This window comes from Paenibacillus peoriae (genome assembly GCF_022531965.1).
Lineage (GTDB): Bacteria > Bacillota > Bacilli > Paenibacillales > Paenibacillaceae > Paenibacillus > Paenibacillus polymyxa_D.
Map to the genome: position 1 here is coordinate 1,912,838 of NZ_CP092831.1, position 14,625 is coordinate 1,927,462.

The 14,625-nt window shown below is 42.4% G+C and carries 15 protein-coding genes and 1 tRNA gene; 12 read left to right on the forward strand and 4 right to left on the reverse strand.

Features of this window, described 5'->3' with window-relative positions:
* Positions 1-23: 23 nt before the first annotated feature.
* From MLD56_RS08685 to nspC, 6 genes are all read left to right on the forward strand, one after another.
* Complete coding sequence (locus MLD56_RS08685) at positions 24-1,337, forward strand: WD40 repeat domain-containing protein (RefSeq protein WP_029516660.1); 1,314 nt, start codon at positions 24-26, stop codon at positions 1,335-1,337.
* Positions 1,338-1,491: 154 nt separating this feature from the next.
* Positions 1,492-2,115, forward strand: coding sequence for an SMI1/KNR4 family protein (locus MLD56_RS08690; RefSeq protein ID WP_029516661.1), 624 nt, complete (start codon positions 1,492-1,494; stop codon positions 2,113-2,115).
* Between the two features lie 180 nt (positions 2,116-2,295).
* A complete protein-coding gene (htpG, locus tag MLD56_RS08695) occupies positions 2,296-4,176 on the forward strand; it encodes a molecular chaperone HtpG (RefSeq protein ID WP_029516662.1) in 1,881 nt (626 codons plus the stop codon).
* A 157-nt stretch (positions 4,177-4,333) separates the two neighbouring features.
* Positions 4,334-4,603, forward strand: a complete 270-nt coding sequence (locus tag MLD56_RS08700; RefSeq protein ID WP_029516663.1) for a bacteriocin immunity protein — start codon at positions 4,334-4,336, stop codon at positions 4,601-4,603.
* Positions 4,604-4,917: 314 nt separating this feature from the next.
* Positions 4,918-6,117: a saccharopine dehydrogenase family protein gene (locus tag MLD56_RS08705; protein WP_029516664.1), complete on the forward strand. Its 1,200-nt coding sequence runs from the start codon at positions 4,918-4,920 to the stop codon at positions 6,115-6,117.
* 8 nt (positions 6,118-6,125) lie between these two features.
* The gene (gene nspC / locus MLD56_RS08710) at positions 6,126-7,265 is read left to right on the forward strand and encodes a carboxynorspermidine decarboxylase (RefSeq protein WP_029516665.1); all 1,140 of its coding nucleotides are present in this window, start codon (positions 6,126-6,128) and stop codon (positions 7,263-7,265) included.
* A 197-nt stretch (positions 7,266-7,462) separates the two neighbouring features.
* Here the strand turns inward: nspC and MLD56_RS08715 are convergent, their stop codons facing one another.
* Positions 7,463-7,963 carry a hypothetical protein gene (locus tag MLD56_RS08715; RefSeq protein WP_029516666.1) on the reverse strand — a complete coding sequence of 167 codons (501 nt, stop codon included), beginning with the start codon at positions 7,961-7,963 and terminating at the stop codon, positions 7,463-7,465.
* A 311-nt stretch (positions 7,964-8,274) separates the two neighbouring features.
* On the opposite strand from MLD56_RS08715, the gene MLD56_RS08720 reads away from it, so the two are divergent.
* On the forward strand, positions 8,275-8,790 hold the full coding sequence (locus MLD56_RS08720) for a hypothetical protein (protein ID WP_029516667.1): 516 nt from the start codon (positions 8,275-8,277) through the stop codon (positions 8,788-8,790).
* A gap of 70 nt (positions 8,791-8,860) precedes the next feature.
* A complete protein-coding gene (locus MLD56_RS08725; RefSeq protein ID WP_029516668.1) occupies positions 8,861-9,379 on the forward strand; it encodes a GNAT family N-acetyltransferase in 519 nt (172 codons plus the stop codon).
* A gap of 14 nt (positions 9,380-9,393) precedes the next feature.
* On the opposite strand, the gene MLD56_RS08730 is transcribed toward MLD56_RS08725, so the two are convergent.
* Positions 9,394-9,834 (reverse strand): N-acetyltransferase, encoded by a 441-nt coding sequence (locus MLD56_RS08730; RefSeq protein WP_029516669.1) that lies wholly within the window; start codon positions 9,832-9,834, stop codon positions 9,394-9,396.
* A gap of 393 nt (positions 9,835-10,227) precedes the next feature.
* Here MLD56_RS08730 and MLD56_RS08735 point away from each other — a divergent pair.
* Positions 10,228-10,312: transfer RNA gene (locus MLD56_RS08735), tRNA-Leu, on the forward strand.
* Between the two features lie 92 nt (positions 10,313-10,404).
* On the opposite strand, the gene MLD56_RS08740 is transcribed toward MLD56_RS08735, so the two are convergent.
* Positions 10,405-10,935, reverse strand: a complete 531-nt coding sequence (locus MLD56_RS08740; protein ID WP_029516670.1) for an NAD(P)H-dependent oxidoreductase — start codon at positions 10,933-10,935, stop codon at positions 10,405-10,407.
* Between the two features lie 197 nt (positions 10,936-11,132).
* Here MLD56_RS08740 and MLD56_RS08745 point away from each other — a divergent pair, with 197 nt between their 5' ends.
* The gene (locus tag MLD56_RS08745; RefSeq protein ID WP_029516671.1) at positions 11,133-11,489 is read left to right on the forward strand and encodes a winged helix-turn-helix transcriptional regulator; all 357 of its coding nucleotides are present in this window, start codon (positions 11,133-11,135) and stop codon (positions 11,487-11,489) included.
* Between the two features lie 169 nt (positions 11,490-11,658).
* Positions 11,659-12,840 (forward strand): enoyl-ACP reductase FabV, encoded by a 1,182-nt coding sequence (gene fabV, locus MLD56_RS08750; RefSeq protein WP_029516672.1) that lies wholly within the window; start codon positions 11,659-11,661, stop codon positions 12,838-12,840.
* Positions 12,841-12,954: 114 nt separating this feature from the next.
* On the opposite strand, the gene MLD56_RS08755 is transcribed toward fabV, so the two are convergent.
* The gene (locus MLD56_RS08755) at positions 12,955-13,158 is read right to left on the reverse strand and encodes a hypothetical protein (protein ID WP_029516673.1); all 204 of its coding nucleotides are present in this window, start codon (positions 13,156-13,158) and stop codon (positions 12,955-12,957) included.
* Positions 13,159-13,326: 168 nt separating this feature from the next.
* Here MLD56_RS08755 and MLD56_RS08760 point away from each other — a divergent pair, with 168 nt between their 5' ends.
* On the forward strand, positions 13,327-14,478 hold the full coding sequence (locus tag MLD56_RS08760) for a sn-glycerol-1-phosphate dehydrogenase (protein WP_029516674.1): 1,152 nt from the start codon (positions 13,327-13,329) through the stop codon (positions 14,476-14,478).
* Positions 14,479-14,625 lie beyond the last annotated feature (147 nt).

Below are 14,625 nucleotides of genomic sequence, written 5' to 3' on the forward strand. Positions count from 1 at the left end.
CATACACTGGATGGGGGAAGCGAATGAGTTGGTTGGATCATGAAATGGCAGCAAAGTGGCGACAGGAAGGAAAAAGGTATGCTGCAGATGTGAATGAATTTGTCAGAATCGGTATGGAAAGCCAGTGGCAGCAGGAGCAGCCAGAGCCAAAGCAAGACGAACGCTCCAAACTGGCTGAAGATATTTTTCGTATGATTCAGGACGCAAATCAGGCAGAGGAAACAGAGCAGTTACGTCGGGAAATTCCGGCTGCATCCTGGCCGCTTACAGCAGCGTTTGAGGAGGCTTTGCAAGCCGTTAGGCCGATAGCTTTTATGAATGGAGGCAATGAAGTCATTCTACATGCGGGCAATCCTCGGGAATGTGGAATGATCTATGTGGCGGGAAAAGATAGAATCTTGCAAATCCCCGGACTGCATCGAGTAGGCTGTTCGCCAGACGGGACTTATTTTGCGTTGGTGGATGGACAGGGGATTCGTATTGTTCGTCAACCGGACTTAAATCTGCAAGGAGAAGAGACAGCACATTTTCAGTGGAAGGATATACAAGGACGCTTAAAAGCATCCATTCCTGATTTGGAGTGCTTGGGAGATGAAGAGCATCCAGAGGATATATTAGATGAAGTGATTCCGTTTGGCGATGGACAGCGAGTTCTGCTGGTATGCGGTTACGGCGTTTATTTGTTGGCTGGTGATCAGGTGGATTTGATCCATCCCAAGACGTCTGAACGAAGAGAACTAGAGCTGGAAGACACGATTGTGGATATGGCCCATGGAGCTGTGTCAAGGGATGGACGCTGGATCGCTTACGGTAGCCAGATGAGTGAGCATATGCTTATGGATCTGTCCGATAAGACGGTGCATACATTGGAGCCAAATTCTAGTTATCCGCATTATGCTGTATTTTCCAAAGATGATTTGAATGTCTGGTACAATGCCTGTCATTTCTACAACGGCGCCACCATTCAAGTGTCGATTGCTGAGGTGGATCAGGGTCTTGCTCAGAATAAGGAAGAGTGGCCGATGATAAATGAAGAAATGCGAGTATACGCTGCAACAGCACTGACGCAAGGATCTATTTTGGGTGATGCCTACGGTTATCTCCGTCTGATTGACAGGGAGGGGCGTGAACTTTGGCGCTATTTTGTCGGCAGTACGATATCCGGGCTGGCAGTTACACCCGATGAAGGCATGTTGGCGGTTGGAACGTATGGTGGTATGCTTCATTTGATTGATTTGCAGAGCAGCACGAAGGACGAATATAGCATTGGCACCGCTCTAATTCACGAGACAGAACGTTGGATGATCTGGCGTAACTATGAGCCGTTGCGCTGGTAATACTAATATTCCGCAAATGGTGATAAAAGCAAGTTCTGATAAGCTGAACTTAAAAGTGCAGTAACACATGAATACAATGCTATTTTCATATAGAGAGCATTTGGCATAAACCCATGATGCAAAATGCGAATAGAGAGGAAAGAGGTGTGAGGACATGGACAAGAAAGCGGATATTCGTACATCTATGAAGGAACTATTTGCACAGATGGATGAAGCCTTTTTTATGGATGTGGAAGAAAATGTACCGATTGAAATGCGTGATGGGAATGTCGACGAGGAGGGATGGATCAAATGGAAGCCTCTCCCTTCACAGATTACTGAACAGGAAATTCGGGAGATGGAGGAAAAATACCATTTTGAGCTGCCGCCCCTGCTAAGGAGTTTTATCATGTCCTACCATTATGTATCTTTACAATTCGATAATGAGTCCATTCCGGGAGTGTACTGGAGCGATTGTACGTTTGTTGAGTTTCCACGTCTGCCTGTAGGTCAAGGCTTAAAGGCATTTTATGATTTGCTCGATCAATGGTCACCTCTGCTGTCAGCAGGCTACATTCCTTTTGCAATAGCAGAGGACGACCAAGGTCCCGTTTGTTTAAATGTAGGCAGCAGACATAAGGACGGCGATTATCCTATTGTTTGGTTCTTTCATGAGGACCTACAGCATTTGGATGAGGATGAGCTGCGGATCAGGAGTAATCTGCTTCCCCATGTACAAGGGCTGTTTCCCTCCTCTGTCGAAATGTTTAACGTGATGTTTAAACACATTAGACACTAGCGATTTCCTAAAATGTAATTTTACTGCTCAGCCAACCGAGATATTGACATAAAAAATGAGGAATGTTATAAAAAAGGTAGGCTAGCACTCGAAAGATGGGAGTGCTAACAAAGTAGAATCGTTTGCATAGCTCATATCTGCTGGCCTTACATAGGTTTACATCTGAAAGGAGATATCCGAATGGAGAAAAAACAGTTTCAGGCTGAGTCCAAGCGTCTGCTCGAAATGATGATTAACTCGATTTACACGCAAAAGGAAATTTTTCTAAGAGAGCTGATCTCCAATGCAAGTGATGCGATTGACAAAATTTATTATAAAGCATTGACGGATGATCAACTGGTCTTTGACAAAGAAAATTATTATATCAAAGTAACTGCCAATAAGGATAATAGAACGCTAACCCTGCGTGATACCGGGATTGGTATGACTAAGGAAGAACTAGAAAATAACCTGGGTGTTATTGCTAAAAGCGGCTCACTGGCATTCAAAAATGAAAATGAATCCAAGGATGGTCATGACATCATCGGTCAATTCGGCGTCGGCTTCTATTCAGCTTTCATGGTAGCAGATGTGGTTACAGTGACTACCAAGGCTTTGGGAAGCGATACTGCATATAAATGGGAATCCACAGGTGCGGACGGGTATACCATTGAGGCAGCTGAGAAGGACGAGGTCGGAACCGAGATTGTTCTGAAAATCAAAGCAAACACCGAAGATGAGTCCTACGACGAATATTTGGACGAGTATCGTTTAAAAGCACTGATTAAAAAATACTCCGACTTTATCCGCTATCCGATTAAAATGGATATTACAGGCAAGCGGTTGAAAGAGGGAAGCGACAACGAGTTTGAGGATTACGAGGAAGAACAGCGTATCAACAGCATGGTTCCGATCTGGAGAAAAAACAAAAGCGAGCTGACCGACGAGGATTATCAAAATTTCTATGCGGAAAAACGCTATGGCTACGACAAGCCGCTCCAGCATATCCATGTCAGCGCGGACGGCGCGGTAGTGTACCAAGCTATTCTGTTTATTCCTGAGAATATCCCGTTTGATTTCTACTCCAAGGAATATGAAAAAGGGCTGGAGTTGTATGCCAACGGTGTGCTGATTATGGAAAAATCCCCTGATCTGCTGCCGGATTATTTTAGCTTTGTCAAAGGTATGGTTGACTCCGAAAGCCTGTCACTCAACATTTCCAGAGAAATGCTGCAGCATGACCGTCAGCTGAAGCTGATTGCCAAAAATATCGAAAGCAAAATCAAAGGCCAATTGCTGACCTTGCTCAAAAATGACCGGGAGAAATATGATCAATTCTACAAATCATTTGGCAGACAATTGAAATTTGGTGTCTACAACGATTACGGCAGACATAAAGAAACTCTGCAGGATCTGCTCATGTTCTACTCTTCTACAGAGAAAAAGCAGGTTACTTTGGACGAATACGTATCACGTATGCCAGAAGATCAAAAGTATATCTATTATGCTTCCGGCGAGTCCAACGAGCGTATTGAAAAACTGCCGCAAACCGAAATGGTGGCCGACAAAGGCTACGAAATTCTGTACTTCACTGATGATATTGATGAGTTCGCTATTAAAATGCTCTTAAGCTACAAAGAGAAAGAATTCAAATCTGTATCAAGCGGTGATCTGGGCATTGAGCCTGACGAAACCGAGAAAGAAACAGAAGCAGAACAAAACGACAACAAAGAGCTGTTCGAGTACATGAAGGGCTTGCTGGAAGGCAAGGTATCCAGTGTTAAAGCCTCTAAGCGCTTGAAGACACATCCGGTATGTCTATCCGCAGACGGCGAAGTGACGATTGAGATGGAAAAAATCTTGAACGCCATGCCTAATAACGCTGATGTCAAAGCGAATAAAGTGCTGGAAATTAACGTAAACCATGCGGTGTTCAACTCTTTGAAAGAAGCTTTTGCCGAGGATAAGGAGAAAGTAAACCTCTATACGGCATTACTGTATAATCAGGCTTTGCTGATCGAAGGCTTGCCGCTGCAAGATCCGGTTGAATTCACGAACGATATTTGCAAAATCATGGTTTAACAAGCTTTATTACTATATAGAGCCGTTCCCGTACTGGGAGCGGCTTTATTTATCATAAACGTTTCCTAAAGCTTCATGATAGACCATATAGCGCTTACAGAAGAAGGGATGGGCCCACACATTGCCGATCATACTCAATACAAAGGAGGGCAATTATATGAGTCTGGATCAAGCCAACCAGGAACTCCAAAATTTAGACCGTTTAGAACGAAGTGAGCTTATACAGTTAGTAGAAAAAATCATCAGAGATGAGGGAACAGAAGAGGAAATCGACAGTATGCTGACCATAGTGATGCAAAATACGCCTCATCCGGGGATCAGTGATTTGATCTACTGGGATGACCGTGACTTGAGTGCGGCAGAGATCGTAGATGAGGCATTACGCTATCAGCCCATTATTTTACCACCCCATGAATCATCTTCATAGGATGCGGAGGGGTGGTCTTTTGTTTAGAAATAAGATAATATTAATTCTTTAGGGCTATGCGCATTATATTTAAAAAAACTTCCGTTAAACGTGTGCTGACTTCCCTGGGGTGTATGGGGTAATAGTTGTTTTCTGCTTACTTTACGGATTTTTATGCCTAATTTTGGGTTTTGTAAAGTTTTTGTGACATGTTCCTGTGAATTTTGACACAGCAAATTGTCGTTTTTCTTGATTATTTGGTGGGATGTCTTTATAATCATTTTGTTTGCAAGAATGATTAGCGATTAGCGTATGGAATAAGGAGGTTATTTATTTTGGGAAAAGCATTGATTATTGGCGCCGGTGGCGTGGCCAGCGTTGTGGTGCATAAATGTTGCCAAAACCCAGATGTATTTGAAGAAATTTGTATCGCAAGCAGAACTGTTGAGAAATGCGATGCGCTTAAAGAGAAGCTGGGTGGAGGTCGTACGAAGATACAAACGGCTCAGCTTGATGCTGACAACACCGACATGGTCATTGACTTGATTCGAAGCTTTCAACCGGATGTAGTTATCAATGTGGCTCTCCCTTATCAGGATTTGACGATAATGGATGCTTGCCTTGAGACAGGTGTTCATTACGTTGATACGGCGAACTATGAACCGCCGGATACGCCGAAGTTTGAATACAGCTGGCAATGGGCCTACAAAGAAAGATTCGAAAAAGCAGGAATTACAGCTCTGCTGGGCAGCGGTTTTGATCCAGGCGTGACTGGAGTATTTACAGCTTATGCTCAAAAGCACTACTTTGATGAAATTCATACGATTGATATTGTGGATGCGAATGCAGGGGACCACGGATATCCTTTTGCAACTAATTTTAATCCGGAAATCAATATTCGTGAAATTACGGCGAAGGGCCGTTACTTTGAAAACGGAGAATGGATTGAAACTGAGCCACTTTCTGAGAAAAAGGTATACGACCTTCCTGAAATTGGACCGAAAAATATATATCTTTTGTACCATGAAGAACTGGAATCTCTTGCAGTGAATATTAAAGGCGTGAAAAAAATCCGCTTCTGGATGACGTTCTCGGACAATTATCTGAATCATTTGAATGTACTTCAAAACGTAGGCATGACTTCGATCGAGCCTATTGATTACGAAGGACAAGAAATCATTCCATTGCAATTCCTGAAGGCTATTTTGCCAGATCCGGCTTCTCTGGGTCCAAGAACAAAAGGCAAAACGAACATTGGTTGCATCATCCAAGGCGTGAAAGATGGAAAGCCGAAAACCTATTATGTTTACAATGTTTGTGATCATGAGGAATGTTATGCAGAGGTTGGCTCCCAAGCCATTTCTTACACAACTGGTGTTCCTGCCATGATCGGCGCAATGCTTATTATCAAAGGTATCTGGAAAAAACCAGGCGTTTACAACGTTGAGGAATTTGATCCAGATCCATTTATGGAAGCCCTAAATAAACACGGATTGCCATGGCAAGAGAACTTTACGCCAACGTTGCTTGATTGAGGTCTGCGATGAATATTGATATTACAGGACTTCCATCACCTTGTTATCTTGTTGACGAAAGACTTCTTGTCAAAAACCTTGAGGTTTTAAATTCCGTTCAAGAACGGACAGGCTGCAGTATTTTGCTCGCTCTTAAGGGATTTTCGATGTTTTCGACCTTTCCTCTGGTTGGCAAATACTTAAAAGGGGTAACCTCCAGTTCGTTGTTTGAGGCTAGACTTGGTCGCGAAAAAATGGACAAGGAAGTTCACGTATACGCACCTGCTTATGTTGACAGTGAATTTGATGAGCTATTGGAGTATGTTGACCATATTGTTTTCAACTCCTTTGATCAACTGAAACGCTACAAAAGCAGAGTGCAAGGCGTAACTTCCAAAAAAATCGACATCGGCATTCGGGTTAATCCGGAATATTCGGAAATCGAAACGCCGTTGTATGATCCTTGCTACAACAACTCCAGAATGGGTGTGACTCTGGCTAACTTTAGACCTGAGGATCTGGATGGCGTGGACGGTATTCATTTTCATACGATGTGTGAACAGAATTCAGATACGCTGGAGCGCACCATTAAAGTCGTGGATGAGAAATTCGGGCCATACATTAAAAACATGAAATGGCTCAATTTCGGAGGCGGTCACCATATTACCAGAGAAGACTATGATCTGGACACGCTGGTACGCTGTATTCAATATTTTCAGGATAAATATGGTGTGCAGGTTTATCTGGAGCCAGGCGAAGCTATTGCTTTGAATACTGGATATCTGGTGGCTACTGTATTGGATACGATGAAGAACGGAATGGATATTGCCATTCTGGATACTTCGGCCGAATGTCATATGCCTGATGTGCTGGCTATGCCTTACCGCCCGAATATCATTGATGCAGGCAAACCTGGTGAGTATGCACATACTTATAGACTTGGTGGGCTTACGTGCTTGGCCGGAGATGTGATTGGAGACTATTCCTTTAAAGAGCCATTGAAGCCGGGAGACAAGCTTGTATTCTGCGACATGGCCCATTACACGATGGTCAAAAACCACATGTTCAACGGAGTCAACCTGCCAGCCATCGCCAGCTACAACGACGAAGAAGGCATTAAGGTAATCCGTCAGTTCTCCTACGAGGACTTTAGTTCTCGTTTGTCGTAAGACAAGGGTAATGTGAAATAACAGAGTGTACCAATTGCATGATCTTAAAAAAGAGCCTAGCCCCTTAAAAAAGGGGCTAGGCTCTTGGTATAGTTAGAGTTTTTTGATTTTTGTACGCGCCTTTTGTATGTATCCAACACAACAGCAGGCATTAATTAATGATTCACTACTTGAAAAGTTACATAAATTTAATTAGTCTACCTTACAGCTTCAGAAGAGAGTTTATAGTCAAACATTTTTCCTCCGTATTGAAGCCCGAGCGCATTGACGGCTAGGTAGTAATCTTTACCTTGCTCAAGAGTTGCATTTAAAAAATATTGACCATTTTTTGAACTTTTAATGCTTTGACCATTACTATCGAAGAGGGTTAGCTCCAACCAAGAATCGGGATATTTGTGTCCCTCAATTGTGAAGTGAACTTCTCTTGAGTTATTTTCTGCCATTATTTTATATACATCGTAGTTTTCCCACATCCCATGCTTCTCTTCACCGAGGGTTCCAATGACCCCATCACCTATAAAATAATAGTTAGCTTGTTCAAAAGTATCATTTGGCTCCTGTTCATCATATTCAAGTAAAGGGGCAATAGTTGTTTCCTTTGCAACTGGTACGGAATTTGCTTCTTCGGCTAAAGCAACACTGGCAGAAGTACTTAGCAGAAGTGTAAGGCCTAATGAAGCTAACAACGTTTTTTTCATGAATAATCTACCTCTCTTTTTTGGGATTTATATTCATTTATATGAATATATTAGTAACTATTTCTGAGTTAATTGTATATCAATCGCCAGGAAATTGGAATAATAAAAAGGAACATTTATCAATAAAATAAATATAATAGAGTATTTTGTTACAGAATTGCATTTCGCATGTTCACAAGTTTGTCCCAGGAGTTCTGTTTAAAGGTCACATTTCTTGGAGGAAAATATATATGGTATACTCATTGGATTAGGAACAAATTTGGACATGATTTGGGAAATAAATTGTAGCGATAGGCAGAGGTGAAAAATACATGTTCGATCCGACGGTTTTTGATAATTTAAAAGTGGCTATAGAAAATGCGGTTTACGATCTGGATAATTTGGATTCACGTATTGACATTACTCAGCGGATCGATAGATTGGAAATGTCTGTGATGTCGCGTGAATTTGGCGTACAGTTCAGACTGAGGGAACAGCCGGATGTGATGGCAGAACTTCAACTAAAGATGGATTTAAACAACTTGGCTGCGGAAATTTTGGAAATCAAAGATCAAATTCCAGGATGTCTCTTGTTGCTGAGTTTTTACATGGAAATTCGTGAAATTGAGTCACAATGCAACCGGATTGAAAATATACTGACCGAAATTTGGAAGCCCGATCTTCGACCGGTACAAACGCTTAGTCAGATTTACGGAGAGAGGACATCTACATACCAAAACAGGATTGAACTCCGATTTTCCAGACAAATTAACGAAGACCAGATGGAAGACATTCCAGAGCTGTTGGAACACATATTGCTGACGCTTATGGAATTAAACAAGGTCTAAAGGGTTAGGACCGTAATGTAAATCACATTAGTAGACCAACAAGTTAACGTTAGAGGAGTTGAAAGTATAAATGAATGAACTTGAATTCTCTCAAGTATATGCGATTATGGAGGCTTCTTTTCCCGAAACGGAATGCAGGACATTCGAGTCACAGAGGGCTCTTCTTCATCATCCGTGTTATCGTTTACTTACCAAAAAAGACGAACAAGGGCAAACAATAGCTTTTTTGGCGGGCTGGGAGTTTACAGATTTTCGGTTTGTAGAGCATATTGCCGTAGATTCGGCTATACGAGGTGGCGGGTTAGGTAAAGAGCTTATGAGCAAGTTTATTTTACAGTTCGGTAAACCGGTAGTGCTGGAGGTTGAGCCACCAGTGGATGAATGGACTCGGAGAAGAATTGGTTTTTATGAACGTTTGGGGTTTCATCTGAACCATTTTGACTATGTACAGCCCCCTTTAAGAGAAGGACGGGCTGATCTGCGGCTTCAAATTATGAGCTATCCAGGTGCGTTGGCTGAACAGGATTTTGCTCCGTGTAAAGAGATTTTATATACCGAGGTCTATGGGTTAAATAAGAAGACTATATAGCTAAAGGTACTTCATTATCGTTCATGTTTTGTCCATACCATTACAAATTCTTTCTCGTCAGTTTCGGCATCCACAGATTCTGCTTGAACGGTAAATCCATTTTTAGTATAAAAGTTAAATGCTTTCGTGTTTGACTGATACACCTTTAATTGAATCTCATCATGTTGCTCCTTAACCCAATCTAATAGTAACTTGCCGTAGCCCTTTCTTTGAGAATCAACACGTATAAATAGAGCCGCCAAGTATCCATCCAACATGGAAACGAAGCCGCCGATGCTATGATCATCTTGTATGATAACGTAGTTTTGAGCGAGGGGAAGGTACCTGTTCTCCATCTCAGTAGCTTGTGATGCCCAATACTGCGGAGCAATAAAATGGTGGGCTTCTACGGAAGCATCCAGCCAGATGGCTGCCAGTTCCTTGAACTCTTCTACATTCGCGGGTCTAATCGACATCGTAACGCCTCTTTTCACAGTATGTAATCCTATTCCGATAGTCAAGTATGAGAAAGATGTTGTTGAAATAAAAAAGACCGTCCGAGGACGGTCTTTCTACCCGTGGCGCTTAATTAAAGCTTTGATCCGTATCCCGCGCCTCCGTTAACTCTGTAAATTAGAGAATAACGGACCGGGTAAGGGATACGTTCAACATGTGATTATTGATGTTGACGCACCTCCTTTCCTGATGAACCCATTTTACCATATCTGGTTTGTGATATCCAGTGATTTTCTTATATTTACGGAAATGATTCATAGGAAATATATTATAAAAATAGCTTGATTTTATGTTCTATGGGAGATATAATCTTAACTACCGTGATTGAAAATATCGGTGTGAGTACATAATATGCGGTCGTGGCGGAATTGGCAGACGCGCACGGTTCAGGTCCGTGTGGGCTAACCCCCCGTGGAGGTTCGAGTCCTCTCGACCGCATCATGCCTAACATTTACAGGTTCTTGGATTGGCTGGATGCCACCAAGAGCCTGTTTTTATATGGGTAAGATGCGTGTACTATTATAACTATTTTATTTATACTGAAATATATATTTGATATAATCCTTTGCACTCTGATTAATGTCTTCGTCACTTGCTTGAAACGAGGCTCCAAAGACAGCGAAATAGGGTAATGTTATGGCGCCAACATGTACTGCGCTTGCTTTAAAAGGTGCTATAACTTCATCAACAGTGAAAGAAACGGAACCAGTAGGTAAGTAATTTTCTTTTTTATCGCCAATGGACATGGCTATCCCTAGCTTCTTTCCTTTTAACTTATCACCTTGTGAACCATAAGCCCATCCGTGAGTAAAAACATCATCGAACCACTTTTTTAATAAAGGTGGGTAACTATACCAATATAAAGGGAATTGAAATATGATATTACTATGTGTTTCAAGTAACTTTTGCTCTCTCAAAACATCAATGCTCCAGTTTGGATACTCTTTATAAATCTCATGAATAGTAATTTCATTGGTATACTGAAGTAATTCTTGTTTCCATCTTTGATTTACTCTGGAATCTTCAATATTCGGATGTGCTAAAATCACGAGAGTTTTCATCATAAATCACCTTTCTTACATAGCATCATTTGTTTTTTGTTGGTACGTCTTATTATTCTGTACGCTATAAAAAAAGTAAATACACACAATAAAGTAATATAGTTACTAGAAAGTGTGCATGGTACTTAGAGTAAATATATGGGATTATAGAATTAATCAGATCAACTTAGTTATTTTAGCGTTGAAGAGGTGGTCGTATGAAACAATATAATTTAGGCATAGAAGCAACACTTGAGATCATCGGAGGTAAGTGGAAATCCTTAATCATATGCTTACTAATGTCTGGTAGAAAGAGGACAAGTGAATTACAGCGCAGTATTCCAGGCGTTTCTCAAAAGGTTCTTATACAGCAGCTCCGTGAACTTGAGAAGGATGGCATCATTGGCAGACATGTGTATAATCAGATGCCTCCAAAAGTGGAGTATTATATAACGGAATATGGTATAACAGCAAATGAAATAATTGATTTAATGTGTTCTTGGGGAAGAGCTAATATCAAAATAAGACAACAGCAAGGAGAAGATGTGATGTTGTTAGAATATGATTCAAAATGAATAGTGGAGTAAAAAAGCGTTATAGACTACGATGTTTGCGGCGGTTTTCTTCGGCTGCCTTCAAGTGCTATGTTATATGTTGAGCCACAAGCTGATTTGCTATATAGTAATGACTGGACAACCATTCCATCCATATTAAATGAATGCCAAAGTAGGGGGACCATTTACAATGATTATTAAACCGAAAATTCGTGGTTTCATATGTACGACTGCACATCCTGCAGGATGTGCGGCTCATGTTAATCGTCAGATCAACTACATCAAAGACAGTACATCAATACAAGGAGCTAAAAAGGTACTTGTGATCGGAGCATCTACTGGATATGGGCTGGCTTCTCGTATTGCTGCGAGCTTTGGGCTGGGAGCGGATACCGTAGGGGTATCCTATGAACGTCCCGCATCAGAGGGGCGCACGGCTTCAGCAGGCTGGTATAATACAGTAGCCTTTGAAAGAGCGGCCAGAGCAGCTGGCTACATAGCAGAAAGCATTAATGGAGATGCTTTTTCTCATGAAATTAAGCAGGAGACATTGAAGCTGGTAAAGGAAAAGCTGGGCAAGGTAGACCTGATTGTGTATAGTGTCGCTTCACCGCGACGGACACATCCCGATACGGGTGAAACTTTTAATTCCGTTCTCAAGCCTATCGGACAGTCTTTTTCTAATAAAACAGTGAATACGAATACAGGTGTCGTATCAGAAATTACGCTGGAACCGGCTACGCAGGAGGAAATTGAGAACACCATCACGGTAATGGGTGGCGAAGATTGGTCCTTGTGGCTAAAAGCGTTGGAAGAAGCTGATCTGCTGGCTGAAGGGGTAACCACACTGGCTTACTCGTATATTGGTCCCGAAATTACGGAGGCTATCTATCGTAAAGGAACCATTGGCCAAGCTAAAAATGATTTGGAAGCTACAGCACATACTCTAACAAAGCAACTGGAACGTTATCATGGAAAAGCCTACGTTTCTGTGAATAAAGCTTTGGTTACACAATCCAGTTCGGCTATTCCAGTCGTACCATTGTATATTTCTTTGCTGTTTAAGGTCATGAAGGAAAAGGGACTGCACGAGGGATGTATTGAGCAGGCACAACGTCTGTTCGAGACGCTATACAGTGGGTCCACGGTGGAAACGGATGAAGAAGGACGCATCCGTCTGGATAACTGGGAAATGAGAGACGATGTGCAGCAGGCTGTCAAAGCAGCTTGGTCTGAAATCACTACAGAAAATGTATCTGAATTGGGCGATCTCGAACAATACCGTCTGGATTTCCTCCAATTATTTGGATTCGGGTTTGATGAAATTGATTATGAATTAGATGTTAACCCAGAGGTAGACACGACTTCATAAGTAAATATGTGTAAAATAAAAACGGGTACTCTCAAGCGATGCAATTGGCTTAAGAGGCCCGTTTTTTTATGTATTCTAGCAAAATACAAGTTGCACTCGTTTCACTAACAGCATTTATCGAGAATTAGACGTGGAAAGCGACTTACGGTGCAGCAAGCGAAAAACGGCAATGGTAATGATAATCCCCGCAATGCCAAAGATTGCAACAGAAGTCAGGGCCCGGTAAGCTTGCCAGCCGAACAAAAATGTAATACCACTGCCAAACGTTGTACCTGCCAGTAACCCAAGTGCGCAGGCAATATCCGTTCCAAATTTCATAAACATGTTCCTTTCAAATGTATAAATTAAAAAGTAACTTGTACTTTTTCTCTGGACTTAGACACACACTTGTGCGTACAATTAAATAGTAATCGTTTTCAAACGGAATCTATTAATCATTATGGATCATTCTTGTGCAAATTATTCCTTTTTCAGGAGGCTGATGAAATGAATATGAATGAACAGATCAAGCTGTGGAACGAAGAGGCGCAGGCTAGTAACGCTGATCATCCTCACCGAAAGGTTGAATTGTTTATCGAGGTACGAGATGGAGCACTGGAGTCTGTTGTTCCTTATCTGAACCAACAGGATTATCGTCATGTAGCTCTGGTAGAAGATGAGCATACTTCGGCGGCGGCTGGAAAAAAAGTAGCTGAGCTGATCCGTGAGGCAGGTTTGACAGTTGATGTAGTCCGTTTACCTCCGAATGCTGTAGGGGATGTCATCGCTGATGAAACCTACATTATGAAGGTGCTGCTGGGTGTGGCGGATAAGAGTCAGGCTGTACTTGCTGTAGGTTCTGGCACGATTCATGATCTGGTTCGCTTCGTATGTTATAAAATGAATCGTCCCTTCTTGTCAGTACCGACGGCTGCTTCGGTGGATGGTTTTACCTCCGCAGGCGCACCACTGATTGTGGACGGTAGCAAGCAGACATTCCAAGCAGTTCCGCCAGAGGCGATCTTTGCTGATTTGTCCGTGCTGGCAAATGCGCCACAGACGATGACTGCCGCAGGTTTTGGCGATATGCTTGGTAAGTTCACCTCACTAGCGGACTGGCATGTTTCCAGAGATTTGGGAAACGAGCCGTATTCGCCTGTGGCTAATCGCATTACCGAGGAGGCTTTGCGTGCCTGTGTAGAGCATGTCGATGAGATTGCGGCAGGCAGCAAGGCTGGTGTCGAGGTATTGATGAATGCGCTGATTGCATCCGGTATTTCGATGCTGATGATAGATCATTCCCGTCCAGCGTCAGGGGGAGAGCACCATATTTCCCATCGAATTGAAATGGATTTTATTGCAGAGGGACGCAAGCAAGTTTTGCATGGTGCTAAAGTAGGCGTAGCATCCGCATTGCTGTCTGACCTGTACAGGGATTTAGCATCCAGTCAAGATGTAGAGGCTTTTAAGGTGTATCAGGCTTTGCCTACGTCGGAGCAGATGCGTGCATGGCTGGCTCAGGTCGGAGGCCCATCTACCATTGCCGAGCTAGGAGTTACGGAGGAACTGCTCGCTCGTGCATTGCGCACGGCTCATACCTTGCGTGATCGCTATACTGGGCTCAAGTATATGAACGAACATCAATTGCTTCGTTCGTAATGTGCAACATCTACGTAAATTGTCCTTAGATATTCAGCCAATCTTGTGTGGCAAGGAAGGGATAAGCGAATGGGTTTACACCTCCGGCAGCAATACGAGGATATCCTGCTCCTGTGACATTTGTATGTACAAATGAACGGTATGCTA

Excerpts from the sequence above, each read along its gene's own strand:
- MLD56_RS08685 (WP_029516660.1), top strand. The coding sequence starts at position 24 with ATGAGTTGGTTGGATCATGAAATGGCAGCAAAGTGGCGACAGGAAGGA.
- MLD56_RS08690 (WP_029516661.1), top strand. The coding sequence starts at position 1,492 with ATGGACAAGAAAGCGGATATTCGTACATCTATGAAGGAACTATTTGCA.
- htpG (WP_029516662.1), top strand. The coding sequence starts at position 2,296 with ATGGAGAAAAAACAGTTTCAGGCTGAGTCCAAGCGTCTGCTCGAAATG.
- MLD56_RS08700 (WP_029516663.1), top strand. The coding sequence starts at position 4,334 with ATGAGTCTGGATCAAGCCAACCAGGAACTCCAAAATTTAGACCGTTTA.
- nspC (WP_029516665.1), top strand. The coding sequence starts at position 6,126 with ATGAATATTGATATTACAGGACTTCCATCACCTTGTTATCTTGTTGAC.
- MLD56_RS08715 (WP_029516666.1), bottom strand. The coding sequence starts at position 7,963 with ATGAAAAAAACGTTGTTAGCTTCATTAGGCCTTACACTTCTGCTAAGT.
- MLD56_RS08720 (WP_029516667.1), top strand. The coding sequence starts at position 8,275 with ATGTTCGATCCGACGGTTTTTGATAATTTAAAAGTGGCTATAGAAAAT.
- MLD56_RS08725 (WP_029516668.1), top strand. The coding sequence starts at position 8,861 with ATGAATGAACTTGAATTCTCTCAAGTATATGCGATTATGGAGGCTTCT.
- MLD56_RS08730 (WP_029516669.1), bottom strand. The coding sequence starts at position 9,834 with ATGTCGATTAGACCCGCGAATGTAGAAGAGTTCAAGGAACTGGCAGCC.
- MLD56_RS08740 (WP_029516670.1), bottom strand. The coding sequence starts at position 10,935 with ATGAAAACTCTCGTGATTTTAGCACATCCGAATATTGAAGATTCCAGA.
- MLD56_RS08745 (WP_029516671.1), top strand. The coding sequence starts at position 11,133 with ATGAAACAATATAATTTAGGCATAGAAGCAACACTTGAGATCATCGGA.
- fabV (WP_029516672.1), top strand. The coding sequence starts at position 11,659 with ATGATTATTAAACCGAAAATTCGTGGTTTCATATGTACGACTGCACAT.
- MLD56_RS08755 (WP_029516673.1), bottom strand. The coding sequence starts at position 13,158 with ATGAAATTTGGAACGGATATTGCCTGCGCACTTGGGTTACTGGCAGGT.
- MLD56_RS08760 (WP_029516674.1), top strand. The coding sequence starts at position 13,327 with ATGAATATGAATGAACAGATCAAGCTGTGGAACGAAGAGGCGCAGGCT.